27 protein-coding genes are annotated in these 21461 nt (G+C 74.3%); 15 read left to right on the top strand and 12 right to left on the bottom strand.

All coding sequences use genetic code 11. The annotated features are described in order from the left end of the window. Nucleotides 1–17: 17 nt before the first annotated feature. Together BJY16_RS35400 and BJY16_RS35395 are read left to right on the top strand one after the other, a co-directional pair. Complete coding sequence (locus tag BJY16_RS35400; protein WP_185043906.1) at nt 18–980, top strand: RNA polymerase subunit sigma-70; 963 nt, start codon at nt 18–20, stop codon at nt 978–980. Further along, nucleotides 970–1647 (top strand): SDR family oxidoreductase, encoded by a 678-nt coding sequence (locus tag BJY16_RS35395; protein ID WP_203759143.1) that lies wholly within the window; start codon nt 970–972, stop codon nt 1645–1647. Before BJY16_RS35400 ends, BJY16_RS35395 begins: the two co-directional genes overlap by 11 nt. A 42-nt stretch (nt 1648–1689) precedes the next feature. Here BJY16_RS35395 and BJY16_RS35390 read toward each other — a convergent pair whose 3' ends face one another. Continuing rightward, nucleotides 1690–2646 (bottom strand): GlxA family transcriptional regulator, encoded by a 957-nt coding sequence (locus BJY16_RS35390; protein ID WP_185043904.1) that lies wholly within the window; start codon nt 2644–2646, stop codon nt 1690–1692. A 94-nt stretch (nt 2647–2740) separates the two neighbouring features. On the opposite strand from BJY16_RS35390, the gene BJY16_RS35385 reads away from it, so the two are divergent. Continuing rightward, on the top strand, nt 2741–3160 hold the full coding sequence (locus BJY16_RS35385) for a hypothetical protein (protein WP_185043903.1): 420 nt from the start codon (nt 2741–2743) through the stop codon (nt 3158–3160). A gap of 2 nt (nt 3161–3162) precedes the next feature. Next, a complete protein-coding gene (locus BJY16_RS35380) occupies nt 3163–3471 on the top strand; it encodes a DUF3817 domain-containing protein (RefSeq protein ID WP_185043902.1) in 309 nt (102 codons plus the stop codon). A 135-nt stretch (nt 3472–3606) separates the two neighbouring features. Here BJY16_RS35380 and surE read toward each other — a convergent pair whose 3' ends face one another. From surE to BJY16_RS35365, 3 genes are read right to left on the bottom strand one after another with little or no spacing between them, the layout of a single operon-like run. Continuing rightward, nucleotides 3607–4554, bottom strand: coding sequence for a 5'/3'-nucleotidase SurE (surE, locus tag BJY16_RS35375; protein WP_185043901.1), 948 nt, complete (start codon nt 4552–4554; stop codon nt 3607–3609). After that, nucleotides 4554–5237: an alpha/beta fold hydrolase gene (locus tag BJY16_RS35370; protein ID WP_185043900.1), complete on the bottom strand. Its 684-nt coding sequence runs from the start codon at nt 5235–5237 to the stop codon at nt 4554–4556. Before BJY16_RS35370 ends, surE begins: the two co-directional genes overlap by 1 nt. A 10-nt stretch (nt 5238–5247) precedes the next feature. Beyond that, nucleotides 5248–6456, bottom strand: coding sequence for an MFS transporter (locus BJY16_RS35365; protein ID WP_185043899.1), 1209 nt, complete (start codon nt 6454–6456; stop codon nt 5248–5250). Nucleotides 6457–6569: 113 nt separating this feature from the next. On the opposite strand from BJY16_RS35365, the gene BJY16_RS35360 reads away from it, so the two are divergent. From BJY16_RS35360 to BJY16_RS35340, 5 genes are read left to right on the top strand one after another with little or no spacing between them, the layout of a single operon-like run. Next, nucleotides 6570–7568, top strand: a complete 999-nt coding sequence (locus tag BJY16_RS35360; protein WP_185043898.1) for a LacI family DNA-binding transcriptional regulator — start codon at nt 6570–6572, stop codon at nt 7566–7568. Nucleotides 7569–7600: 32 nt separating this feature from the next. Continuing rightward, complete coding sequence (locus tag BJY16_RS35355; protein ID WP_185043897.1) at nt 7601–7831, top strand: hypothetical protein; 231 nt, start codon at nt 7601–7603, stop codon at nt 7829–7831. A 38-nt stretch (nt 7832–7869) separates the two neighbouring features. Then, nucleotides 7870–8238, top strand: coding sequence for an STAS domain-containing protein (locus BJY16_RS35350; protein ID WP_185043896.1), 369 nt, complete (start codon nt 7870–7872; stop codon nt 8236–8238). An 11-nt stretch (nt 8239–8249) separates the two neighbouring features. Then, nucleotides 8250–8510, top strand: coding sequence for a BatC protein (locus tag BJY16_RS35345; RefSeq protein ID WP_185043895.1), 261 nt, complete (start codon nt 8250–8252; stop codon nt 8508–8510). After that, nucleotides 8510–9721: a cupin domain-containing protein gene (locus tag BJY16_RS35340; protein WP_185043894.1), complete on the top strand. Its 1212-nt coding sequence runs from the start codon at nt 8510–8512 to the stop codon at nt 9719–9721. Before BJY16_RS35345 ends, BJY16_RS35340 begins: the two co-directional genes overlap by 1 nt. Here BJY16_RS35340 and BJY16_RS35335 read toward each other — a convergent pair. The 3 genes from BJY16_RS35335 to BJY16_RS35325 all read right to left on the bottom strand — a co-directional run bounded on the left by BJY16_RS35335 (nt 9690) and on the right by BJY16_RS35325 (nt 12181). Next, nucleotides 9690–10529, bottom strand: a complete 840-nt coding sequence (locus BJY16_RS35335; protein ID WP_185043893.1) for a hypothetical protein — start codon at nt 10527–10529, stop codon at nt 9690–9692. The two genes, BJY16_RS35340 and BJY16_RS35335, sit on opposite strands and share 32 nt — an antisense overlap. Before the next feature lie 214 nt (nt 10530–10743). Then, nucleotides 10744–11769, bottom strand: a complete 1026-nt coding sequence (locus tag BJY16_RS35330; protein WP_185043892.1) for an NAD-dependent epimerase/dehydratase family protein — start codon at nt 11767–11769, stop codon at nt 10744–10746. Between the two features lie 4 nt (nt 11770–11773). Beyond that, a complete protein-coding gene (locus tag BJY16_RS35325; protein WP_185043891.1) occupies nt 11774–12181 on the bottom strand; it encodes a hypothetical protein in 408 nt (135 codons plus the stop codon). A 105-nt stretch (nt 12182–12286) separates the two neighbouring features. Between BJY16_RS35325 and BJY16_RS35320 the strand changes: the two genes are divergently transcribed. Genes BJY16_RS35320 through BJY16_RS35310 form a run of 3 tightly spaced genes read left to right on the top strand, consistent with a single transcriptional unit; the run spans nt 12287 to nt 14189 of the window. Beyond that, a complete protein-coding gene (locus BJY16_RS35320; RefSeq protein ID WP_239177767.1) occupies nt 12287–12691 on the top strand; it encodes a hypothetical protein in 405 nt (134 codons plus the stop codon). Continuing rightward, a complete protein-coding gene (locus BJY16_RS35315; protein WP_185043889.1) occupies nt 12688–13857 on the top strand; it encodes a zinc-dependent alcohol dehydrogenase in 1170 nt (389 codons plus the stop codon). The genes BJY16_RS35320 and BJY16_RS35315 overlap by 4 nt, the downstream gene beginning before the upstream one ends. Before the next feature lie 38 nt (nt 13858–13895). Next, the gene (locus BJY16_RS35310; protein ID WP_185043888.1) at nt 13896–14189 is read left to right on the top strand and encodes a hypothetical protein; all 294 of its coding nucleotides are present in this window, start codon (nt 13896–13898) and stop codon (nt 14187–14189) included. 27 nt (nt 14190–14216) lie between these two features. On the opposite strand, the gene BJY16_RS35305 is transcribed toward BJY16_RS35310, so the two are convergent. The 4 genes from BJY16_RS35305 to BJY16_RS35290 all read right to left on the bottom strand — a co-directional run bounded on the left by BJY16_RS35305 (nt 14217) and on the right by BJY16_RS35290 (nt 17560). Beyond that, nucleotides 14217–14906, bottom strand: coding sequence for an L-type lectin-domain containing protein (locus BJY16_RS35305; protein ID WP_185043887.1), 690 nt, complete (start codon nt 14904–14906; stop codon nt 14217–14219). Between the two features lie 128 nt (nt 14907–15034). Next, nucleotides 15035–15877: an NAD(P)H-hydrate dehydratase gene (locus BJY16_RS35300; RefSeq protein WP_185043886.1), complete on the bottom strand. Its 843-nt coding sequence runs from the start codon at nt 15875–15877 to the stop codon at nt 15035–15037. Beyond that, nucleotides 15861–16583 carry a histidine phosphatase family protein gene (locus BJY16_RS35295; RefSeq protein ID WP_185043885.1) on the bottom strand — a complete coding sequence of 241 codons (723 nt, stop codon included), beginning with the start codon at nt 16581–16583 and terminating at the stop codon, nt 15861–15863. Before BJY16_RS35295 ends, BJY16_RS35300 begins: the two co-directional genes overlap by 17 nt. Before the next feature lie 11 nt (nt 16584–16594). After that, nucleotides 16595–17560, bottom strand: coding sequence for a helix-turn-helix transcriptional regulator (locus tag BJY16_RS35290; protein ID WP_185043884.1), 966 nt, complete (start codon nt 17558–17560; stop codon nt 16595–16597). Between the two features lie 53 nt (nt 17561–17613). On the opposite strand from BJY16_RS35290, the gene BJY16_RS35285 reads away from it, so the two are divergent. Then, nucleotides 17614–18285 carry an alpha/beta fold hydrolase gene (locus BJY16_RS35285; RefSeq protein ID WP_185043883.1) on the top strand — a complete coding sequence of 224 codons (672 nt, stop codon included), beginning with the start codon at nt 17614–17616 and terminating at the stop codon, nt 18283–18285. Between the two features lie 3 nt (nt 18286–18288). Here BJY16_RS35285 and BJY16_RS35280 read toward each other — a convergent pair whose 3' ends face one another. Beyond that, complete coding sequence (locus tag BJY16_RS35280) at nt 18289–18954, bottom strand: hypothetical protein (RefSeq protein ID WP_185043882.1); 666 nt, start codon at nt 18952–18954, stop codon at nt 18289–18291. Between the two features lie 80 nt (nt 18955–19034). Here BJY16_RS35280 and BJY16_RS35275 point away from each other — a divergent pair, with 80 nt between their 5' ends. Both BJY16_RS35275 and BJY16_RS35270 read left to right on the top strand, forming a co-directional pair. Further along, complete coding sequence (locus BJY16_RS35275; RefSeq protein ID WP_185043881.1) at nt 19035–20372, top strand: AI-2E family transporter; 1338 nt, start codon at nt 19035–19037, stop codon at nt 20370–20372. A 236-nt stretch (nt 20373–20608) separates the two neighbouring features. After that, on the top strand, nt 20609–21367 hold the full coding sequence (locus BJY16_RS35270; RefSeq protein ID WP_185043880.1) for an arginase family protein: 759 nt from the start codon (nt 20609–20611) through the stop codon (nt 21365–21367). Nucleotides 21368–21461 lie beyond the last annotated feature (94 nt).

Here is a 21461-nt window from a genome sequence, read left to right as displayed (position 1 = left end):
CGGGAGGTGATGTGCCGATGGGATTCGCTGAGGTGGCCGCGCCGTTGCGGCCGGAGATCCTCGCGCACTGCTACCGGATGCTGGGGTCGGCGGCCGACGCCGAGGACGCCGTGCAGGACGCGTTCCTGCGGGCCTGGCGCGGCTTCGACCGGTTCGAGGGACGGTCGTCGCCGCGCACCTGGCTCCACCAGATCGCCACGAACGTCTGCCTGCGCCTGCTCGACCAGCGCGGCCGTCGCGCGCTGCCGGCCGGCCTCGGCGGTCCGGAGACCGACTGGCAGGCGCCCGCCCGGCCGGCGCCCCCGGGAACGCGCTGGCTGGGACCGCTGCCGGTGGACCCGGCCGAGGAAGCCGGCGCCCGGCAGCGGATCCGGCTGGCGTTCGTCGCCGCGCTCCAGCACCTGCCGGCCCGGCAGCGGGCCGTCCTGATCCTGCGCGATGTCGCCGAGCTGTCCGCCGACGAGGTCGCCGCCGCCCTCGGCACCAGCCCCACCGCGGTCAACAGCGCCCTGCTGCGCGCCCGCGACCGGATGCGGCGGCACGCCCCCGACCCCGAGTCGATGAGCGAGCCGGACAGCCCGCAACTGCGCCAACAACTGCTCCGGTACGTCGACGCGTTCGCCCGTGCCGACGTCGGCGCGCTCGCCGCGGTGCTCCGCGAGGACGTCACCCTGGAGATGCCGCCGCACCGCACGTGGTTCGCCGGCCGCGAGCCGGTCGTCGGTTTCCTCGGGACCCGGGTGCTGCGCGAGCCCGGCCGGTTCACCATGCTGCCGGTGTCCCCGCCGGCGAACGGCCAGCCGACGATCGCCATGTACGCCGGCGCGGAGGCGCACGCGCTGCACGTGCTCGACGTGGACCCGAGCGGGATCCGGCACGTCCACATCTTCCTGCAACCGGAATTGTTCCCGATCTTCGGACAGCCGGTGAACGCGGCGGCCGCCCGGGATCTACCCGGGTATGACAGCGATGACAGGTAAGTCGGTGGTGGTGGTCGGTGGCAGTCGCGGTTTCGGGCTCGGCGTCGTGCGGGCGGCCCGCGCGGCCGGGGCGCGGGTCACCACGGTCGCCCGGACCAGCGGGCTGGCCGGGGACGCGACCGACGAGGCGTTCGCCGACCAGGTGCTCGCCGGGACCCGGCCGGAGCTTCTGGTGGTGACGGCCGGGGCGGTTCCGGAGATGCGGCCGCTGAGCGGGCACACGTGGGAGTCGTTCTCGGTCGGCTGGCACCAGGACGTGCGGATCGCGTTCGGTTGGTTGCGGGCGGCGTTGCGGTTGCCGCTGCCGGCGGGGGCGCGGGTGGTGGTGTTCGGCAGCGCGGCGGAACTGCGGGGGTCGCCGCTGAGCGGGGGATATGCCGGGGCCAAGGCGACCGTGCGGATGATCACCGGCTATGCGGCGGCGGAGGGGCGGGACCTCGGTATCGGGATGACCGCGGTGCTGCCGGGGCTGACGCCGGGGACCGGGGTGGGGGAGACGGCGATCAGGGCCTATGCGGAGGCGTCGGGTGTCTCCCGGGACGAGTTCGCCGGGCGGCTGACCGCGACCGCGGATTCGGTGGGCGCGGCGGTGCTCGGGTTGCCGGCCAGCGGGTTGGCGGACGCCTATCTGATCGGGGCCGACGGGTTGCGGCCTCTCTCGGGATGAGCTGGTCTCAAGGTGGGCTGGGGGTCGTGCTGCGGCGGGCCTTCATCGTGGGGAGGCGCTGCGGCGGAAGGCGGCGCGGTAGGTCTGCGGGCTGGCGCCGACGACGCGTTTGAAGCGGTCGCGGAAGGCGGTGGGTGATCCGAAACCGACACGACCGGCGATCTGCTCGACCGGCTCGTCGGACGCTTCGAGGAGGTGCTGGGCACGGCGGATCCGGGCCCGGAGCAGCCACTGCAGCGGCGTGGTGCCGGTCTGCTCGCGGAACCGCCGGTTCAGCGTCCGGATGCTCATCCCGCCCCGGGCCGCGATGTCACCGAGCGTGAGGTCGACGTCGGTGTTCTCCTGCATCCACCGGAGCAGGGGTTCCAGCGTCGACCCGCGCGGCGTGGGCGGCTGCTCCGGCACGATGAACTGCGCCTGGCCGCCCTCCCGCTCGAGCGGCATCACCGACAGCCGGGCCGCGTCCGCCGCCACCGCCGAACCATGGTCCCGCCTGATCAGATGCAGACACAGATCCAGCCCGGCCGCGGCGCCCGCCGACGTCAGGAACTGCCCGTTGTCCACGTAGAGCACTCCGGGATCCACCTCGACCCGCGGATACCTCGCCGCCAGCGCCGATGCCGCCAACCAGTGGGTCGTAGCGCGCAGCCCGTCGAGCAGACCCGTCTCGGCCAGGATGAACGCGCCGACGCAGATCGACGCGAGCCGAGTCCCGTCCGCCGCCGCCTTGCGGAGGAGGGTCAACACCCCTTCCGGTACGACCACCGCCCCGTCCGCACACCCCGGCAGCATGATGGTGTCCGCGTCGAGCAGGGTCTCCAGACCCCAGGGCGCGTCGAGGGTGAACGCGCCGGCCCGCACCGTCCCGGCCGCCGAGTAGACCCGTACCTCGTACGGCGTGCTGCCGTCCGCCAGCCGCACCCGGCCGAACACCTCCAGCGGCGTGGCCAGGTCGAACGGAATCACCCCGTCGAGCGCGAGCACCGCAACGATGTGCATGCCGCCACCCTACGTCCCGGCTGGCCAGAACCTGTCGGAGGGTGGCAATCCAGCCAGTTCCCCGCGTGCGCCACGCTCACTACCGTCCATGGTCGTGACAAAGCTCCTGCTCAGCCTGCACGTCGTGGCCGCGATTCTGGCCATCGGCCCGGTCGCCGTGGCCGCCAGCATGTTCCCCGCCGCCGCCCGGCGCCCCGACCACGCCGCCCTCCCGCTGCTGCACCGGATCTGCCGCGTCTACGCCCTGCTCGGGGTGACCGTCCCGGTCTTCGGCCTGGCCACCGCCAGCAGCCTCGGCGTCCTCGGCGACCCGTGGCTGCTCACCTCGATCGCCCTGACCGCGCTCGCCGCCGCGCTGCTCGCCCTGCTGATCCTTCCCGGACAGCGGCGCTTCCTCGCCGGTGACTCCCCGAACCCGGCCCGGCTCGGCATGCTCACCGGCGTCTTCAACCTGCTCTGGGCAGCGGTGGTGGTCCTGATGATCGTCCGCCCCGGCTCCACGACGGGCGCCTGACCATGCCCCTACCGGACCCCGCCGTCCGCCCGTCCCGGCGGCCGCTGGAGATCGCGGCCCTGATCGAGCTGGCCTCCCTGGCGGTCCTGCTGCTCAACCTGGTCACCGCGCATCTGAAGCCGATCACCTCACTGGGCGGCCCGATCCACGGCTGCGCCTACCTGTTCGTGGTGATCCTGACCGCCACCAACACCGCTGCTCGGACCGCCCGACTCCTGGCTCTGGTGCCGGGCATCGGCGGCCTGCTGGCCCTCCGGCACGACAGCGTGGACAGGGGCCGGGCGGGCGCGGACCGGGCAGGCGGAAATTGAGCATGCGGGGGACCGGGCGGGCGCGGACTGAGTGGGCGGGCGGTTGTGTGCGTACCGGAAAGCGGCGGCCCGGCGCTGGGACGGACCGTGAGTGAGAGGGCCGGCCCTCCGGGAGGCCGGAGGGCCGGCCGTGCGTCAGGGTGTCAGGCCGGCGAGCGAACCCGGACGGAGAGCGGACCCCAAGGACACCGCGTTCCAGTCCGCGGTGATCGGGGTGATGGAGACCCGGTCGGCGAGCAGGGCGTGCAGGTCGGTGCCCGGTGGGGCGGAGGCGGCGTCGATGCCGACCGTCACCTTCCACTGGCCGGCGCCGTCCGGGGTGTAGGCCGGGCGGAAGATCGGCTGGTGGCTCTGGCGGGTCAGTTCGACGCCTCGGGCCGGGCGGGAGCCGTCGCCGACCAGCGGATAGTTGACGTTGAGGCCGAGGCCGGTGGGGAGCAGCGGGCCGCGGCCGGCCCGGGCGCGCAGCTGGGTGACGAGCCGGACGGTGAAGGCGGCGGCCAGCGGCATGGCGCGCAGGGTCGGCTGCGGGTCGCCGGTCAGGTCCAGGTCGGTGGAGACGGCGATGGCCGGGATGCCGTAGTCGAGCGCGGTGATCGCGGCGCCGACGGTGCCGGAGTGGTTGGCCACGGCGGCGACGTTCGGGCCGAAGTTGGCGCCGGAGACGACCAGGTCCGGCGGGCTGGCGGCGAAGACCTGGTGCAGGCCGAAGAGGACCGCCTCGCCCGGGGTGCCGTCGACGGCCCAGACCTTCGGTTCGGCCTGCCGGGCGCGGACCTCCGGGCCGTAGCCCTGCTTGGTGCCGACGCCGCTGTTGTTCACCGCCGGGGCGACGATGGTGACGTCATGTCCGGCTTCGGTGAGGGCGGCGGCCACCGCCCGGATGCCCGGGGCGGTGTACCCGTCGTCGTCGGTGACCAAGATCCGTAGCGGGGCGGGCCGGGCGGAAGGAGGCGAGGCCGGAGAAAGCTGAGCCACCGATCCGGCCGGCGGAAGCGGGGCCGGAGCCGGCCCGGCGGCCCGAGCGGGCGTGCCACCGACCGCGGTCAGCGCGACGGCTATGGCGAGCGCGAGGGTCCGCATCACAGCCACCCCCGCATCGAGTCGAAGAACCCGTCCAGATCGTCCCGGTGGATGGTGTGCCCGGCCCCCGGCACCACCCGCACGACCAGCCCGTCCCGCCGCATCTCCTCGATCTTCTCCGGCACGTTGCCGAAGCTCAGCTCGGCCACCTGCACCAGCGACGGCACCCGCGGCGACACCGGCGCCCGCAGCGCGGTGACCGCCCCGACCGCGTCCACCGTCGTCTCGTCCCAGTCGGCCAGGGTGGCCAGCTCGACGTCGATGTCGGCCTCGTCCCACTTCGGGTTCAGCGCCGCGACCTGGTCCCGGGTCGCCGTCTTGAACTGCTTGAACATCGCGGCGTCGACCTCCGCCCCGGCCAGCCACGCCGGATCGCTGTAGACGATCCGGTCGCAGTCCAGCCGGTCGGCCGCGAGGCTGAGCGCCACCGCACCCAGCGAGTGCCCGACGGCCAGGTCGAGGTGACCGGGGACGGTCGTGACCAGGTCGTCGGCCCACTCCCGCGGGCTGTACGACCCGCGCCCGCTGCTCCCGTGCCCGCGCAGGTCGACCGCGGTCACCGTGTAGCCGAGCCGGGCGAGCCGCGGCCCGGCCCGGTGCCAGGTGCGCGAGTCGGACATGATGCCGTGCACCAGGAGCGCGGTCTTCCCGCCGTCCCCCCAGGTACGTGTGTTGAGCTGCATGAAGGTTCTCCTATCGGACGCTGCGGACGGGGATGACGGCGAGCGCGCCCAGCACCGAGAGTGCACCGCCGATCAGGAAGAGCGAGCCGTAACCGGCCGTCGTGACGATCACCGAGGCGACGAAGGGCGCGATGATCTGCGGGCCGGCGTTGGCGACGTTCAGCACGCCGAGGTCGCGGGCGGCGTCCTCGGCGCGGGGCAGGACCAGGGTGACCAGCGCCGTGTCGACCGCCATGAAGCAGCCGAAGGCGAGCCCGTTCAGCCCGCCGAACAGCAGCATGCCGGTCCAGGTGGGGCTGACCAGCGGGATCAGCATGACCAGGCCGGCCAGCCCGGCGGAGATCCCGATGAAGATCTTGCGACGGCCGAGCCGGTCGGAGAGCACCCCGCCGGCCACCGTGGCGAGTGCCATGGCGCCCATCGAGATCGGGGTGAGCACCGCGACCGCGGCGGCCGGGCTGAGGCCGGCCGGCAGCCGGATGTGGTCGGTGAGCAGGTAGAGCTGGTACGCGCTCACCGTGAAGTAGCCGAGCACCAGCAGCGCCCGCCCGATGAACGCCCACCGGAAGTCGTGGTGGGCCAGGCAGGACAGGAAGACCCGGACCTGCTCGCCGAGGCCGGGGTGACGGCCCTCGACCGGGGCGGGCCGCTCCGGGGCCAGCCGGGTGAAGACCAGTGCCGCGCCCGCGACGATCACACCGAGGATCAAGTATCCGGTGCTCGGCGTGCCGACCGTGGCCGAGGCGACGGCGACCCCGAGCGTGCCGCCGATCGGCACGCCGAGCCCGACCACGGCGGAGGCGGCGCCGCGGCGGCTGGCCGGCACCCGGTCCGGGACCACCGCGGTGAGCGCGGCCTGGTAGACGTTCATCGCGGCCTGGCCCAGGCACCAGCCGACGGCGACCAGCAGCACGGTGCCGGCGTGCCCGAGCAGGGCGAAGACGCCCAGCGCGGCCAGGCCGCCGCCGAGGATCCAGGGGTTGCGCCGGCCGGTGCGGTCGGAGAGCGCCCCGGCGATCGGGTTGACGAGTGTGGCGAAGACGGCGCTGACCCCGGCGACCAGGCCGAGGCTGGTCACCTTGTGCGCCGGGTCGATGGCCGCCACCTGAGCGGGCACCAGCACGCCGCCGATGCCCAGGTAGACGGTGTACATGGCGACGTTGCCGAGCAGCAGCAGCGGAAGCAGGCCGCGCCCGGTGACGGTTGCGGTGAGATTCATGGAAAAGACCACCCATCGTGGTTACACGTGTAACGTTACTCGTGTAACGGCGATGGTCGCATGACGGCACCCGCGAGCGCCAGAGGTGATTCGGCGTGACACGATGTCGGACGATGTCCGGACGCCCCGATCCCGCCCGCGCCACCAGCGCCGACGTCGCGCGCCTGGCCGGGGTCTCGCGCGCCACCGTGTCGTTCGTCCTCAACGACACCGAGCCCGGCCGGGTCAGCGACGCCACCCGGGCCCGGGTCCGCGCCGCCGCCGAGCAGCTGGGCTATGTCAGCAACGCCGCGGCCCGCGCCCTGCGCGCCGGCCGCAGCAACCTGGTGCTGATGCCGGCCACCCAGGCGGCGATCGGCCGGCTGGTCAGCGACTGGCTCGACGACCTGCAGCAAGCCCTGCACGAGTACGGCTACACGCTGGTCCTGCACGGCGGCCGGGGCGCCGGCCCGGTCGAGGTGGCCCGGGCCTGGGCGGAGATGCGGCCGGCCGCGGTGCTGGCGCCGGTCCCCGGCCTCACCCCGGCCGCCGTCGAGCTGCTGCACACGGCCGGGGTGCGGGCGGTGATCGCGACCGGCGGCGAGCCGGTCCCCGGCGCGCACACGCTGATCTTCCGGCAGGAGGAGCTGGGCCGGCTGGCCGCCGCGCACCTGATCGAGCGCGGCCGGCGCCGGCTGGCCGTCCTGATGCCCGGCGAGCGCGGCCTGGACGCGTTCGCCGCCGAGCGGCTGGCCGGGGTGCGGCTCGCCGCCGAGGGGCAGGGCGTCGAGGTCACCCCGGTGCCGCTGCGCTACGACTGGGACGACGCGCTCGCCCTGGCCCGCTCCTGGCCCGGCTTCGACGGCGTCTTCGGCTACAACGACGACTACGCGCTGCTGCTGGTCCGGGCCCTGCAGGAGGTCGGCCTCGAGGTGCCCGGCGCGGTGGCCGTGGCCGGCGCCGACGACCTGCTGCCGGGCCGGATCGCGCGGCCCGCCCTCACCTCGGTGCGGATCGATCTGAGCGGCGCCGGCGAGCTGGCCGCGCTGGTGCACCGGCTGATCGAGGAGCCGGCCGAGGCCGGCGTGGTGGACACCGTCCGGATGCAGCTGATCGTCCGCGACTCCACCTGACGGTCCAGCGGGGTCACCGGCTCGGGCTGACCATGGTTCCTGGGCCAGCCCGGCGCGGCCGGCCGCGCCGGATCGCGGTGCACGGCCCGCTGGAGGCCAACCCCAGCGACGAGCCGCGCGGCGGCCGGCGCCACCCGCTGCGGCTCGACGCGCCACCCGGCAGCGTCGCCCAGCACGTGCTCGGCCTGGTGGGTCTGCCGCACACCACGAGTGATCCGGACGCCGATCCGGCGGGTGACCTGCCGAAATGCCTGGCGAGGTGAATAATTCGGGCACACGACACGGAAGATCAGGAGCGACGGTGAACCGATCCGATGCCACCGCGCCGGCGCACGACCTGGCCTGGCGGGTGGCCGCCGAGACGGCCGGGCCGGTGCGGCTGGCCGTGACCGGCGAGCTCGACCGGGAGGAGACCGGCCGGTTCCACGACGCGATCGCCACCATCCTGGCCGAGCACCCGGGCCGGCCGATCGCGATCGACGCGCGCGGCCTGCGGTTCCTCGACGCGGCCGGGATCCGGACGCTGCTCACCTGTCACGAGCGGGCCGCCCGGGCCGGCTGCCCGCTGACGATCAGCCACGCCAGCCGGATCGTGCACGATCTGCTATGGATCACCCGGCTGCTGGAGACCTTCGGCGATCCGCGGATTAGTGATGATCTTCTTGGGTAATTCCTCCGGGCATGGGACTCAGTGATCAGGAAATCATCAGCTCCGACCCGGACGGCCTGAACGGCGAAGGTCCGGCTGACGGCGGCGCCAACCCGACCGGCCACGACGGCGGCGCGGACGGCGGCGCGGGTAACGAGGGTCCGGCCGACGGCGGCGCGAACCCGAACGCGGTGGACGGCGGCGCCGACGGTGGCGCCTCCGGTGAGGGACCGGCCGACGGCGGGGCGAACCCGGGCGGCCACGACGGCGGCGCCGACGGCCCGGCGGCCTGATGACCGCGCTCGCCCAGGTGGTCGCGGTCGGCCGGGATGAGTTCGCGGCCACCTACTGGGGGCGGGCGCCCCTGCTGTCCCGGGCCGCCGACCTCGGCGGCCCGGCCGGCTTCACCGGTCTGCTCTCCTCGGCCGCGGTCGACGAGCTGCTGAGCCGGCGCGGGCTGCGCACCCCGTTCCTGCGGGTCGCCAAGCAGGGCAAGGTGCTGCCCCACCAGCGCTACACCGGAGGTGGCGGGGCCGGCGCCGAGATCGCCGACCAGGTCCACGACGAGCAGGTGATGCGCCTCTTCGCGGACGGCGCCACCCTGGTCCTGCAAGGGTTGCACCGGCTCTGGCCGCCGATCGTCGGCCTGGCCGACCGGCTGGGCGCCGAACTGTGCCGCCCGCTGCAGGTCAACGCGTATCTGACACCCCCGGACAGCCAGGGCTTCGCCACCCACTACGACACCCACGACGTCTTCGTGCTGCAGGCCGAGGGGGAGAAGCGCTGGTGCGTGCACCCGCCGGTGCTCCCCGATCCGCTGGAGGAGCAGCCGTGGGGCGGGCGCGCCGACGAGGTGGCCGCCACCGCCGAGGGCGAACCGGCCCTGGACGTGGTGCTGCGCCCCGGCGACGCGCTCTACCTGCCACGCGGGTGGCTGCACTCGGCCCGCGCGCAGGGCTCCCGCTCGCTGCACCTGACCGTCGGGATCCGCGGGCTGACCCGGTACGCCCTGGTCGAGGAGCTGCTCACGGCGGCGGCCGGCGACGCCCGGCTGCGGGCGAGCCTGCCGTACGGAAAAGATCTCACCGACCCGGAGACCGTCGCCGCCGAGCTCACCGCGACCATCGACGCGCTCCGCTCCTGGCTGACCACCGCGGACCCGGCGGCGATCGCCGGACGTCTCCGCGAACGGACCTGGCCACAGGCGCGCCCGGCGCCGCTCAGCCCGCTCGCCCAGCTCGACTTCGCCGCGGCCCTCACCCCGCACCACGAGATCAGGCTGCGGCCCGGGCTGCGCTGGACCCTGGAACGCTCCGGCGACCAGGTGGTCCTGCGGCTCAACGGGCGGAGTCTGCGGCTTCCGGACTCCTGCGAGGCGGCGCTGCGCCTGGCCCTCGACGGGCGGGTGCACCGGGTCGGCGAGCTGCCGCTGCCGGACGACGCGGACCGCCTGGTGCTGGCCCGCCGCCTGCTCAAGGAAGGGGTGGCCGTCCCAGGTGACTGAGGGCGGCCAGGAACGCGTCCAGCTCCGGCCCGTCCGGCACCGGGAACCGCAGCCGCGCCGCCGCCACCTGCACGGTCACCAGGCAGATGCCCCGGCGGCGCGGGAACGGGCGCACCTCGGCCCCGCTGATCCGCGGCCGGGGCAGCACCGTCACCACCACCGAGTAGTCGTCGCCGCCCCGCCCGAACCAGTCCCGCCGATGCAGGATCAGGATCTCCCGGCCGTCGCTCAGCGTGATCGACGATCGGAGCCCGGGACGCCGCGCGGTCGCGCTGACCAGCCGCATCTCCGGCTCCCGGGCCAGCACCCGGTGGTAGGCGGTGACCAGCCCGGTCTCCACCCCGCCCAGGTAGGGCACCGGCTGGCCGGCCGGTGGCAGCGGCTCCGGGGCGAACGGCAGATAGCTGCCGCGCAGCAGACCGGCCAGCCGCTGGATCGGCGCCCGTGACGCTCCGTTGTACGGGATGACGACCGCGGCGCCGTCCGCGGTGTGCAGGCCGAGCCGGCCGTCGAGCAGGCAGACGCTGTCCTCGATCGCCACGATGTGATCGAACGGCAGCCGCACCGCGTCGTAACCGCCGTCCCGCCGGCCGAGCACCGCGAGGGTCTCCTCCTCGACCGCGATCAGATGGTCGTAGAGATCCATCTCCGGCCGGGCGTTGCGCCGGTCGATGCTCCGCGGCACCTTCAGCACCAGCCGGCAGCCCGCCGGCTCGATCCCCGCGCCGCGGAACAGCCGCGGCACCTCATCCGGCCCGCGCACCTCCCGGATCCACGGCCCGAAGTCGTCCCACTCGGCGCTGTCCATGCCTCATTCTGCGACCACCACGATCAAGATCCGATTTCGGTACGCCGGAAGCGGGCTGTTCAACCCGGTGGTACACGCCGGCGTCGGTGCGCAGGCTTCTCGCGCGGTCGGGGCGTGCCGCTTCTGACACGTGCTGTGCGACGCCGTCCTCGCCTGGCCGCTTCGCGACACCGCCGTTGGCCCGGTCACGGGTGTGCCGCTCCGGTACCCCGGCTCAGCGGCCGGCCGGGCGCAGCCGCGGGCTCGCCGTGCCCACGCCCCCGGCGATCGCCCGCCGGGTCGCCAGCACCGTGAGCCGCGCGTCGTGCCGTGGCCGCCAGCCCAGCACGGCCTCGGCCCGGGAACAGTCCAGCAGGGGAGTGTCCAGCAGCAGGTCGGCCCAGGACGCGTCGAGCGGTTGCAGCCCCAGCGCCCACGCGGCGCCGAGCAGCCCACGCACCACCGGGCGCGGCGCCGGCAGGTGCCGCCCACCGAGCAGCCGGGCCAGCACCCGGGCGGTCAGCACCGGCGGGTCCGCCACGTTGAACGGACCCGCCGCCCGGGCCAGCACCGCCCGCGTCACCAGGTCGGCGACGTCCGGGGCCGCCGCGACCTGCATGGTCGCCCCGGCCGGCAGCGGCAGCACCAGCGCCCGCGCGCCGACCGGCCGGGCCAGCGGCGCCACCCGGCCCAGCGCCAGCCGGGCCAGGTCACCGGCGGCCGCCGGCTGCAGCACCGCGGGCGGCCGGATCCGGGCGATCCGCAGGCCCGGCCGCTCCGCCTCGACCCGGTCCAGCAGGTCCTCCACGGCCACCTTGTCCCGGCTGTAGGCGGACCGTTCGCAGCCCCGCCGCGGCCAGCTCTCCGGGACCACGACGTCCCCGGTCCGCGGCGAGTAGACCGCCGCCGAGGAGAGGTGGACCAGTTGCGGCACCCCGGCCTGGATCGCGGCGGCCAGCACGGCCGTGGAGCCCACCCGGTTGGTGCGCGCCTGCGCCCGCCGGTCGTGGCCGCCGACGATGTGCCAGGCCAGGTGCACCACGGCGGCGGCGCCCCGGAAGATCGCGGCCAGCTGAGCGGCGGCGCCCGAACCGGCCACGTCCAGCCGGTGCCAGGCGACCCGGTCGTAGGGCGGCCCGGCGTCGACCGGCGGCACCCGGCGGGCGATCCCGGCGATCTCGCTGACCTCGTCGTGGGCGGCGAGCCGGTCCAGCAGGGCGGTGCCGATGTTGCCGCTCGCCCCGGTCACCACGATCCGCATGCCGTCACCTACCGGGCGCGGTTCGCGCGCCGACGTGCGGCGGACGGGGAGCGACGCGGTCCGGGAGCCGCCGCCGGGCCTCGGCCGCACCGGCGGTGGCCAGAGCGGCGCCGATCGCCGCGTCGAGCAGGGCGGCGGGCCGATGGCGCGGGGACGTCGCGGCGTACCAGAGGTCGGTCGTCGCGTGCAGGACGTCCACGGCCGCGCCGCCCCCGGCGACGGCCCGGCTCGGCCAGGCGGTGAGGACGGCCGCCTGGACGAGGTGCCGGGCGCCGAGCGCCCGCGCGAGCCCGGTCAGCAGCGGACCGGGCGCCGGCCGCCCACCGATCCGCAGCACGAACTCCGGGGCGAGCAGCAGGACGCAGCCCCATCCGGCGCGGGCCGCGGTGGCGACGTATGACGAGTTCGGCATGGTTCTTCCCGTTTACCACGCCTCGGCAAGCGCAAACCGCTCCTCCGTTTAGCCCGGGCCTCCTGAGGTATGCGGGGACCCATGGGTCGTACACAGAAAACTCTTTTGATCGTTGGGCCGCTCGCGGCCGGCGCCGCGGCGGTGGCCGTGGCCCGCCGGCGAGGCGCGTCCACGCCCGTGCCGCGCCGCCGGCACGTGGTGACCGTCTACAAGCCACTGGCCGAGTTGGAGGCGACGCAGCTGCCCGGCTCGCTGCGGGAGATCGCGGACCGGGTGGAGATCGGCCTGGCCGCCGCGCCCGGGGGCCGGGGCACCGAGATCTCGGTGCGGGTGCCGGACGGCTCGCCGGTCAGCGACGGCGAGGTGCGCCGCGCGCTGCGCGAGACCCGCTCGCTGATCGAGGCCGGCGACGTGCTGCTGCTGTCCGGACCGGCCACCACCGAGCCGACGCTGCTGAACCGGCCGCTGCAGGCGGCCACCCAGCACGGCCGTGAGGGGGGACTGCTGTGAAGGCGTTGCAGTGGCAGGGCGTCAACAAGCTCGCCGTCGGCACGGTCCCGGACCCGCAGCTGCGCAACCCGGGCGACATCATCGTCAAGGTGGCCCGGACCGTGACCTGCGGTTCCGACCTGCACCTGCTCGGCGGCTACATCCCGTTCATGGAGAAGGGCGACGTGATCGGGCACGAGTTCCTCGGCGAGGTGATCGAGGTCGGGCCGGACGTGCGCAACCACCGGGTCGGCGACCGGGTGGTGGTCTCCTCGTTCATCTCCTGCGGCAACTGCTGGTACTGCGACCAGAAGCTCTACTCGCTGTGCGACAACGGCAACACCAACCCGGCGATCACCGAGACGCTGTGGGGGCACGCGCCCAGCGGCTGCTTCGGATACTCGCACGCGATGGGCGGCAACGCCGGCAGCCACGCCGAGTACATCCGGGTGCCGTTCGCCGACGTCGGCGCGTTCACCGTGCCGGACGGGGTCAGCGACGAGCGGGCGCTGTTCGCCTCCGACTCGGCGTCGACCGGCTGGATGGGCGCCGACCTGTCCGGGGTCAAGCCCGGTGACGTGGTCGCGGTCTGGGGCGCCGGCGCGGTCGGGCAGATGGCCGCCCGGGCCGCGGTGCTGCTCGGCGCCGAGCGGGTGATCGTCATCGACCGGCTGGACAACCGGCTGCGGCAGGTGGAGCAGCACGTCGGCGCGGAGACACTGAACTACGAGAAGACCGACGTGGCCGGCGAGCTGCGGGAACGCAGCGGCGGGCGGGGACCGGACGTCTGCATCGAGGCGGTCGGCATGGAGGCGCACGCGCCCGGCCCACAGTTCGCCTACGACCAGATCAAGATGCAGCTGCGGCTGCAGACCGACCGGCCGATCGCGGTCCGCGAGGCGATCCACGCCTGCCGCAAGGGCGGCTCGGTGTTCGTCCTCGGCGTCTACGCCGGCTTCGTCGACAAGTTCCCGCTCGGCGCCCTGATGAACAAGGGCTTGACGGTACGCGGCGCGCAGATGCACGGGCAGCGCTACATCCCGATGCTGCTGGACCGGATGGCCAAGGGCGAGCTGGTGACCGAGCACCTGGCCACGCACGTGCTGCCGCTGGACCGGGCGCCGGAGGGCTACCGCCTGTTCAAGGAGAAGGAGGACGACTGCGTCCGCGCCGTCTTCCTGCCGTAGCGGCGTGTAGCCGGGGCCGGACCGGGAAATCGGCGACCATGGCCAGAGCACGCGCCGCCTCGGTGGCGGCCTCCAGTGAATGGGTCGGCGAGGACGGCATCCGGCAGCCCGGCGGCGAGGTGCACGCCTGGACGCCGGGGATGAACCAGACGCTGTGCGGGCTGGCGCTGAGCCGGACGCACCTGCGGCGGTTCCCGCACGTCAAGTTCGACTTCCGGGCCACCGACGTGATCACCGCGGAGGACCAGGTCGGCTACGTCTGCCCGCGCTGCGTGGCGGCGACCAGCCGGCGCGGGGAACGCTCCTGGACCCGCACGTCGCCCCGGCCGTGACCAGCGGCCGGGGCACGTGCGGCCGGCCTATCGGCCGTTCCCGGACGTGGTCAGTGACCACGACAGGATGTCCTGGGTCGAGCGGACGTACCCGGTCGAGCCGGTGAAGCCGGCCCAGGCCGCCGCCGCGCCGATCTGGCGGCTCAGGTCGACGGTCCGGTCCAGGACCAGGTGCGGTTCCGCCTCGCCGCCGGGCCCGCCCAGATAGGCCCGCAGACGGTGGCTCACCCCGTCGTAGACGACCCGGGCCCGGAACGGCGCGCCGAACAGCGGAACCGGCGACTCGGCGGTGACCAGGTGATGATCAGGATTGTTGTTCACCACCAGCCCGATGTGATTGTCATTCGGATCCGGCGCATTCCGGTAATCGTCGAATTCGACCGCGACACTCCGTTTCAGGCCGCGATATCCGAGCCCGCCGCCCCAGCCGCCGAGCGCCCGCGGCCCGGACGCCTGCAGCACGAACGCGATGCCGTCGGCACCCCGCGCCCGGCCGTCCAGCAACACCTCGAACGTCGTGTCGAAGGACTTGGTGAGGTCCACCCGCTCGGCCGCCCAGGCCGAGCCCATCTGCTGGTAGCCGCCACCGGTCAGGCGCAGCACCGGCACCCGGCCGGGACCGGTGCGGACCACCGCCGCCGAACCGTTCAGGCTCAGCGTCCCGGCGGCGCCGAAGTCCGGGTATTCGACATCGGCCACCGCCGGACTCGCGGTCATCAACAGGAAAACGGCGGACAACGCTCCGCCGCCACAAGCCTTCCATCGTCGTCGCATGGGGTCGAGTAGAACACCGCGGATAATCGCGACGCGGAAAACGTACGAAAAAATGCGGGTGTTTGTTTTTCTCAGACGGTGGCAAGGGTGAAAGCGACCTCGCCGACCAGCTCCCGGGCCAGGAAGCCGGTGCGGCCGTGGCGCGGCGCGAGGCGCTGCCCGCTGACCGCGTGGGCGAAGGCCGCCCAGCATGCCGCCTGGGCCGGCTCGGCGCCGCGGCCCAGCAGCCCGGCGACGATCCCGGCGCGGACGTCGCCGCTGCCCGAGGTGCCCAGCCCGACGTCGGCGCTCTCCTCCCGCCACAGGCCGCCGGCCGGGTCGGCGATGTGGCCGAAGAGCGAGACCACCGCCCGATACTTCTCGGCCAGCGCCAGGCTGGCCGCGCCCAGGTCGTCGCCCGGCGCCCGGCCCAGCAGGTGCTCGGCCTCGGTCAGGTTCGGGGTGAGCACCGCACGCTGCTGACGCAGCAGCGACGGATCCTTGCTCAGCGCGCCCAGCGCGTAGGCGTCCAGGGCCACCCCGGTCTCCGGGCCGGCCGCGCCGAGCACCTGCCGCAGCAGCGCGTCGGTCTGCTCGATGTCGTCCAGGCCGGGCCCGATCAGGATCACGTCGGCCTTCGCGGCCAGCTCGGTCACCTGCTCCGGCAGCGGCTCGCCACCGGACGGGAAACCGACCACCTTGGCCTCCGGGACCGCGATGCTCAGCGGGATCGCGGTCTCGTCGGCGACCGCGAGCTGCAGCCGCCCGGCCCCGGCCCGCAGCGCCGCCTCACCGGCCAGCAGCACCGCGCCCGGGTTGAACCGGGACCCGCCGACCACCAGCACCGTGCCGCGGGCCTCCTTGCCGCCCTGCGGATCGGGCAGCGGCCACTCGCGCAGCAACCGTGGGGTGATGATCTCAGGCCGGTTCGGCACGGACTTCCTCCTGTTCGGTCGGCGGCGCGCCGTGCTCCTCCAGGTGCGCGACGTCGTTGAAGCGTTCCGGCGCCAGCGCGACCCCGTCGCCGCACCAGGAGCTGACCGAGCAGTTGGCGATCGCCTCGCTGCGGGTCAGCGCCATCAGCTCCGGCTCGGCCAGGTCCTCGGCGAGCGCCCGGATCAGCCAGACGGTGGCCTCGTGCGCGAAGAGCAGGATGCGCTCGCCCGGGTGGTCCTCGCGCAGCTCCCGCAGCAGGGACCGCAGGCGCAGCTGCACGTCGGCCCAGTTCTCCCCGCCGGGCGGCCGGTAGTAGTACTTGCCCAGGTGCGCCCGGCGCACCGCCTCGTCCGGGAACCGGGCCTGCACGCCGGCGTTGGTCAGCAGGTCGAGGATACCCAGCTCACGGTCCCGCAGCCGTTCGTCGACGAGCATCGGGATCCGGGTGCCGGCCAGCGCCAGCTCGGCGGTCTGCCGGGCGCGCAGATAGGGCGACACCAGCGCCAGGTCCGGTGGCGCGTCCTGCTTGGCCAGGAACGCGGCGACCGCCTGCGCCTGGTGCCGCCCGGTCGGCGAGAGCGGCACGTCCGCGTCCCGCTCGGCCAGATCGATCACCTCGGCGGCGGCGCGTTCCGCCTTCGCCGCCGCGATGTTGCCGATGCTCTGCCCATGCCGCACGATGCCCAGCCACGCGAACTGCCCCATGGCACCCGCCTTTACCCACCCGCGGGCCCGGCAACCTCGCCGATCGCGCGGCGGAACCGCTCGGCCACGACGGCGACGGCGGCGCGCAGCTCCGGGCCCTCCTCGACGGTGAAGTCGATCGGGACGGCGGCCAGCCACTCCTGGGCGTACATCGCCGGGTTGCGGGTGCTGCCGGTCAGCACACACCGGTCCCGGTCCGCGGCCAGCGTGCCCATCGGCGGCCGGATCCACGGCGCCACCTGCTCGATCGGCGCGTGGAACCGGACCCGGGTGGTGAACCGCCAGCCCTTCCCCAGGTTCTGCTCCAGGGCGGCGACCGGGTCCAGGCCGTCCGGCGGGACGAACCGGTGCGGCGTCCGGTGGACCGCGCGGATCCGGTCGATGCGGTAGGTGCGGATCGCGTCCGCCCGGTGCGAGTGACACAGCAGGTACCACCGGCCGTAGCGGACCACGACCGCCCACGGGTCGACCTCGGCGTCGAGTTCCTCGCCGCTCGCCCGGCGATAGGCGACGATCACCCGCCGCCGTTCGGCGACGGCCGCGACCAGAGCACTCGCGGTCGCCGGATCGGTCCGGGCCGCCCGGGGGTCCGGAGCGATGGCGGCGTACGCCCGAAGTGCCGCCGCCTGCCGTCCCACCCCCTCCGGCAGCGCCCGGATCACCTTCCCGAGCGCCTCGCCGACCAGCTCGTCGGCGGTGCTGGCGTCGAGCACCGCCATCACCAGGCCGAGCGCCTGCTCCTCGGTGAACACGACCGGCGGCAGCCGGGTGCCGCGGCCCAGCCGATACCCGCCGTACGGCCCGCGCACCGACTCGACCGGGATCCCGGCCTCGCGCAGGATCTCCACATAGCGCCGGGCGGCCCGCTCGGTCACGTCGAGGGCGGCGGCCAGCTGCTCGGCCGTCGTCCCGGGCCGCGCCTGCAGGATCTCCAGGGTGCGCAGCGCCCGCGCGGTGGGACTGGAACCGGTCGGCACCCGCCCAAGATACCGGAAGCCGATCGTCCGGAATACGCTCTAGGTTGCTTCCCATGAGTGCTGAACGAATCGTTCTCGTCGGTGGCCTGTGGCTGGACTCCTCGGTCTGGACCGAGGTGGTCGTCCAGCTGGCCGAGCGCGGCCGCGACGCGGTGCCGGTGCACCTGCCCGCCGACCGCGACACCACCCTGGCCGACCAGCTGGCCGCGGTCCTGGCCGCGATCGACGACGCCCCGGGCCGGGTGGTGGTGGCCGGCCATTCCGCCGCCTGCGCCCTGGCCTGGCTGGCCGCCGACGCCCGCCCCGACCGCGTCGCCCGGGTCGCCCTGATCGGCGGCTGGCCCCGCCCGGACGGCGCCGGCTACGCCGACTGGTTCCCGATCGCCGACGGCGTCATGCCGTTCCCCGGCTGGACCCCGTTCGAGGGTGCCGACGCCGCCGACCTGGACGAACCCCGGCGCCAGGCGTTCGTCGCCGCCTCCGTCCCGGTCCCGGAGGCGGTCGCCCGCGGCGCGGTCCGCTACACCAGCGACCGCCGCTTCGACGTCCCGGTCACCCTGATCTGCCCGGAGTACACCCCGGCCCAGGCCCGCGAGTGGCTCGACGCCGGCGACTTGCCGGAGCTGCCGAAGGTCAAGCACCTCGACATGCTCGACCTGGACTCCGGCCACTGGCCCATGCTCACCCGCCCCGCCGAGCTGGCCACCCTGCTCGCCACGCTCTGACGGTCAGGGGTTCAGCAGGTCCGGGACCCAGCGCTCGCCGAGCAGGTGGGTGAGGGCGAGCAGGAGCGCGGACGCGACGACCGAGACGACGATGCCGGTGATCAGGCCGCGCAGGCCGCGGCGCCGGTGCTCAGCACCCTCCGGGTGCGGCTCGGGCAGGGTGCGCGGCTGGGTCCACGGGACCTCGCGGAACGTCCAGTAGAGAACCCCGAGTCCGAAGGGGACCAGGGCGAACAGCCAGAACCAGTACCACCGGGTGCCGGTCAGCGGTGGCCGGGCGGTCAGCAGCACGACCAGGAAGACCACGGTGAAGAGCAGGCCGATGCCGTTGATCAGGGTGCTCAGCACCATCACGTCGGCCTGCTTGTACTCCAGACCGCCGACGCCGAACGTGCCGTCGTTCTCGGTCCAGTGCACCCGGCCGTCCGGGGTGCGCCAGGCGAAGATCGGGGCCGGCTCGGTGGTCGGCGGGGCCACGTCCGGTGACGCGAACCAGCGGTCCGGCGCCACGTCGGTCCACCGCTGGCCCCACTCGTAGGCGGTGACATAGCCGCTGGTGAGATCGACGCGGGCGTGCTCGCTGTCCGCGTGCCGGGGCGCGCTCCACCACGCGGTGACCGCCGCGAACAGCCACAACGCCACCAGCACCATCCGTCCGAAACGCCACATGAGCTGAACCCTAAACCGGTTGATCAAGCATGAAACGAGGCTTCCCCGGGCATCCGAGCTGCAACCGAGGGGGAAAGTCGATGAGTTGGACACACACAGTCCGGGAACGCGCCCGGGCGACGCTGGCCGCGGCGGCCAACCGCAACGTTCCACCACCGTTCACGGTCGGCCCCGACCTGCAGGACACCACCCCGCCCGTGGTGGTGGTCAACCAACAGTCGAGCAGCGCCGACGTCCTGCCCCGCGGGGTGCGTACGGCCGGCGCCTGGTCCTGGCGATTCATCCTCTTCGTGGTCGCCGCCTACCTGTTCCTGCGCGTCATCGCGCTGCTGCACGTGATGCTCATCCCGGTCGTCGTCGCCGTGCTGCTGGCCGCGCTGTTCCAGCCGCTGAGCGCCACCCTGGTCCGCAACGGCATGAAGAAGTCCCTGGCCGCCGGGCTGGTGCTGGTCGCCGCGCTGGTCCTGGTCTTCGGCGGTCTGGGCCTGATCGTGCGGACCTTCATCACCCAGCTCGACGACCTCACCACCCGGGTCGAGGCCGGCCTCGCCGAGGTGCAGAGCTGGCTGCAGCGCGGCCCGCTGCACCTCACCGACGCCCAGCTGGACCAATACCTGGACAAGGCGCGCGATCAGATCAGCGCGAACCAGGGCTCCTTCACCACCGGGGCGCTGAGCACCGCGACCACCGTCGGGGAGGTGCTCACCGGGTTCTTCCTGGTGCTGTTCACGCTCTTCTTCTTCCTGCGCGACGGCGGCCAGATCTGGTCGTTCCTGTGCCGGCTGCTGCCCCGCGACGCCCGGGTCCCGACCGCCCGGGCCGGGCACTACGCCTGGCACACCCTGATCTCGTACGCCCGCGGCACCGTGCTGGTCGCCTTCATCGACGCCGTCGGGATCGGCATCGGCCTGCTCGTCTTCCGGGTGCCGCTGGCCCTGCCGCTGGCCGCGCTGATCTTCCTGGGCGCGTTCATCCCGGTGGTCGGCGCGACCGTCACCGGCGCGATCGCCGTGCTGGTCGCGCTGGTCGCGAACGGCCCGGTCACCGCGATCAGCATCCTCGCCGTGGTGATCGCGGTGCAGCAGCTGGAGGGCCACGTGCTGCAGCCGCTGATCATGGGCCGGGCGGTGGCCCTGCACCCGCTCGCGGTGATCCTGGCGATCGCGGCCGGCGTGGTGGTGGCCGGCATCGTCGGCGGCCTGATCGCGGTGCCGCTGCTCGCGGTCCTGAACACGGCGATCCGCTACCTGGTCAGCCACCCCTCCGGCGAACCCACCCCGGACCGCGAGCCGCCCGGCACCGAACCCACCGACGACGACGCGGCCGAGGCCGAGGACGCCGCCGAGGCCCTCGACCGCAGCCGGGACCCGGCCACCCCGCCCCCGGCCGACACGTCCGTCGCCCCCGCCCGAGGCTGACCGGATCGCCGAAGCCCCCAGCGGCGCCGGCGCGAGCGCCGCTGGGGCCGAGGTCCAGCCGCGACCCACGGTGATCGGCTGGGCGTCAGGGGTGTCTCGACGACGTCGAGACACCCCTGACGCCCAGCCGGGGAATCCGGGACCGCGGCCGCGGCCGCGAGGCCGTCGTACACAAAGGCCGGTTGCCGGCGCCGACGGGGCAGCCGGCCGTGGCGTCCTCTGCTTAGCTGGGTCGCATGACGACGATCCTCGCGCCCTACCACCAAGGCGAGCGGCTGGCCGACGCCGAGATCCCGGTGCACGCCGACGTCACCGTCACCGCGGAGTTCCCCGCCGGCGCGGACCTCTGGCAGCAGGCTGCCGTCACCTGCGCCGCGATCGCCGAGCCGGTGGCGGCGGCGGTCCGCGGCGGCCGGGTTCCGGTGGTGTTCTCCGGGGACTGCCTGCTCGCGGGCGGAACCGTCGCCGGCGCGCAGCGGGCCGGCCGGGACCCGGGCGTCGTCTGGTTCGACGCGCACGGCGACGTCCACACCCTGGAGACCAGCACCTCCGGCTACCTGGGCGGGATGTCGCTGCGGGTGCTGACCGGCGCCCACCCGGAGCGCTACGCCGACGCGTTCGGGCTGCGGCCGGTCGCTCCGGAGCGGGCCGTCCTGGCCGACGCCCGCGACCTGGACCCGGCCGAGGCGGAGTATCTGGCCGGCAGCGCCACCCGCCGGATCCCGGTGGCCGAAGTGGACACGGACACGGTCCCGGCGGGTGACCTGGTCATCCATGTCGACGCCGACGTGATCGACGCGGGGGAGCTGCCCGGCCTGCGCTACCCGGTCCCGGGCGGGCCGTCCACGGAGGCCGTCCTGGACGCGTGCGCCCGGCTGGTGGCGACCGGGCGGGTCGTGGCGATCCACGTGGCCTGCCCGTGGCTGCCGACCGGTGACAGGGCCGAGCGGGAGATCCGCGACCGGCTGGTGTCCCGGTTCGCCGCCGGCCTCTGACCAACCGCGCCGGCCGCCCTCAAAGCACCGGCCCGCCTGCGCGAAGCACCAGCCCGCCTCCGCGAGGCGCCGACCGCTCCCCAATGCGCGGCCC

The organism is Actinoplanes octamycinicus, from assembly GCF_014205225.1.
In the GTDB taxonomy this organism is placed as follows: Bacteria; Actinomycetota; Actinomycetes; order Mycobacteriales; family Micromonosporaceae; genus Actinoplanes; species Actinoplanes octamycinicus.
The sequence above is the reverse complement of the archived record's forward strand: the minus strand, read 5'-3'. Positions and strand labels throughout refer to the sequence as shown.

Bases quoted from the DNA above. Each gene is read 5' to 3' on its own strand.
- BJY16_RS35400 (WP_185043906.1), top strand. From the start codon at position 18: ATGGGATTCGCTGAGGTGGCCGCGCCGTTGCGGCCGGAGATCCTCGCG.
- BJY16_RS35395 (WP_203759143.1), top strand. From the start codon at position 970: ATGACAGGTAAGTCGGTGGTGGTGGTCGGTGGCAGTCGCGGTTTCGGG.
- BJY16_RS35390 (WP_185043904.1), bottom strand. From the start codon at position 2,646: ATGCACATCGTTGCGGTGCTCGCGCTCGACGGGGTGATTCCGTTCGAC.
- BJY16_RS35380 (WP_185043902.1), top strand. From the start codon at position 3,163: ATGCCCCTACCGGACCCCGCCGTCCGCCCGTCCCGGCGGCCGCTGGAG.
- surE (WP_185043901.1), bottom strand. From the start codon at position 4,554: ATGCGGACCCTCGCGCTCGCCATAGCCGTCGCGCTGACCGCGGTCGGT.
- BJY16_RS35370 (WP_185043900.1), bottom strand. From the start codon at position 5,237: ATGCAGCTCAACACACGTACCTGGGGGGACGGCGGGAAGACCGCGCTC.
- BJY16_RS35365 (WP_185043899.1), bottom strand. From the start codon at position 6,456: ATGAATCTCACCGCAACCGTCACCGGGCGCGGCCTGCTTCCGCTGCTG.
- BJY16_RS35360 (WP_185043898.1), top strand. From the start codon at position 6,570: ATGTCCGGACGCCCCGATCCCGCCCGCGCCACCAGCGCCGACGTCGCG.
- BJY16_RS35355 (WP_185043897.1), top strand. From the start codon at position 7,601: ATGGTTCCTGGGCCAGCCCGGCGCGGCCGGCCGCGCCGGATCGCGGTG.
- BJY16_RS35345 (WP_185043895.1), top strand. From the start codon at position 8,250: ATGGGACTCAGTGATCAGGAAATCATCAGCTCCGACCCGGACGGCCTG.
- BJY16_RS35340 (WP_185043894.1), top strand. From the start codon at position 8,510: ATGACCGCGCTCGCCCAGGTGGTCGCGGTCGGCCGGGATGAGTTCGCG.
- BJY16_RS35335 (WP_185043893.1), bottom strand. From the start codon at position 10,529: ATGGACAGCGCCGAGTGGGACGACTTCGGGCCGTGGATCCGGGAGGTG.
- BJY16_RS35330 (WP_185043892.1), bottom strand. From the start codon at position 11,769: ATGCGGATCGTGGTGACCGGGGCGAGCGGCAACATCGGCACCGCCCTG.
- BJY16_RS35325 (WP_185043891.1), bottom strand. From the start codon at position 12,181: ATGCCGAACTCGTCATACGTCGCCACCGCGGCCCGCGCCGGATGGGGC.
- BJY16_RS35310 (WP_185043888.1), top strand. From the start codon at position 13,896: ATGGCCAGAGCACGCGCCGCCTCGGTGGCGGCCTCCAGTGAATGGGTC.
- BJY16_RS35305 (WP_185043887.1), bottom strand. From the start codon at position 14,906: ATGACCGCGAGTCCGGCGGTGGCCGATGTCGAATACCCGGACTTCGGC.
- BJY16_RS35295 (WP_185043885.1), bottom strand. From the start codon at position 16,583: ATGGGGCAGTTCGCGTGGCTGGGCATCGTGCGGCATGGGCAGAGCATC.
- BJY16_RS35285 (WP_185043883.1), top strand. From the start codon at position 17,614: ATGAGTGCTGAACGAATCGTTCTCGTCGGTGGCCTGTGGCTGGACTCC.
- BJY16_RS35280 (WP_185043882.1), bottom strand. From the start codon at position 18,954: ATGTGGCGTTTCGGACGGATGGTGCTGGTGGCGTTGTGGCTGTTCGCG.
- BJY16_RS35275 (WP_185043881.1), top strand. From the start codon at position 19,035: ATGAGTTGGACACACACAGTCCGGGAACGCGCCCGGGCGACGCTGGCC.
- BJY16_RS35270 (WP_185043880.1), top strand. From the start codon at position 20,609: ATGACGACGATCCTCGCGCCCTACCACCAAGGCGAGCGGCTGGCCGAC.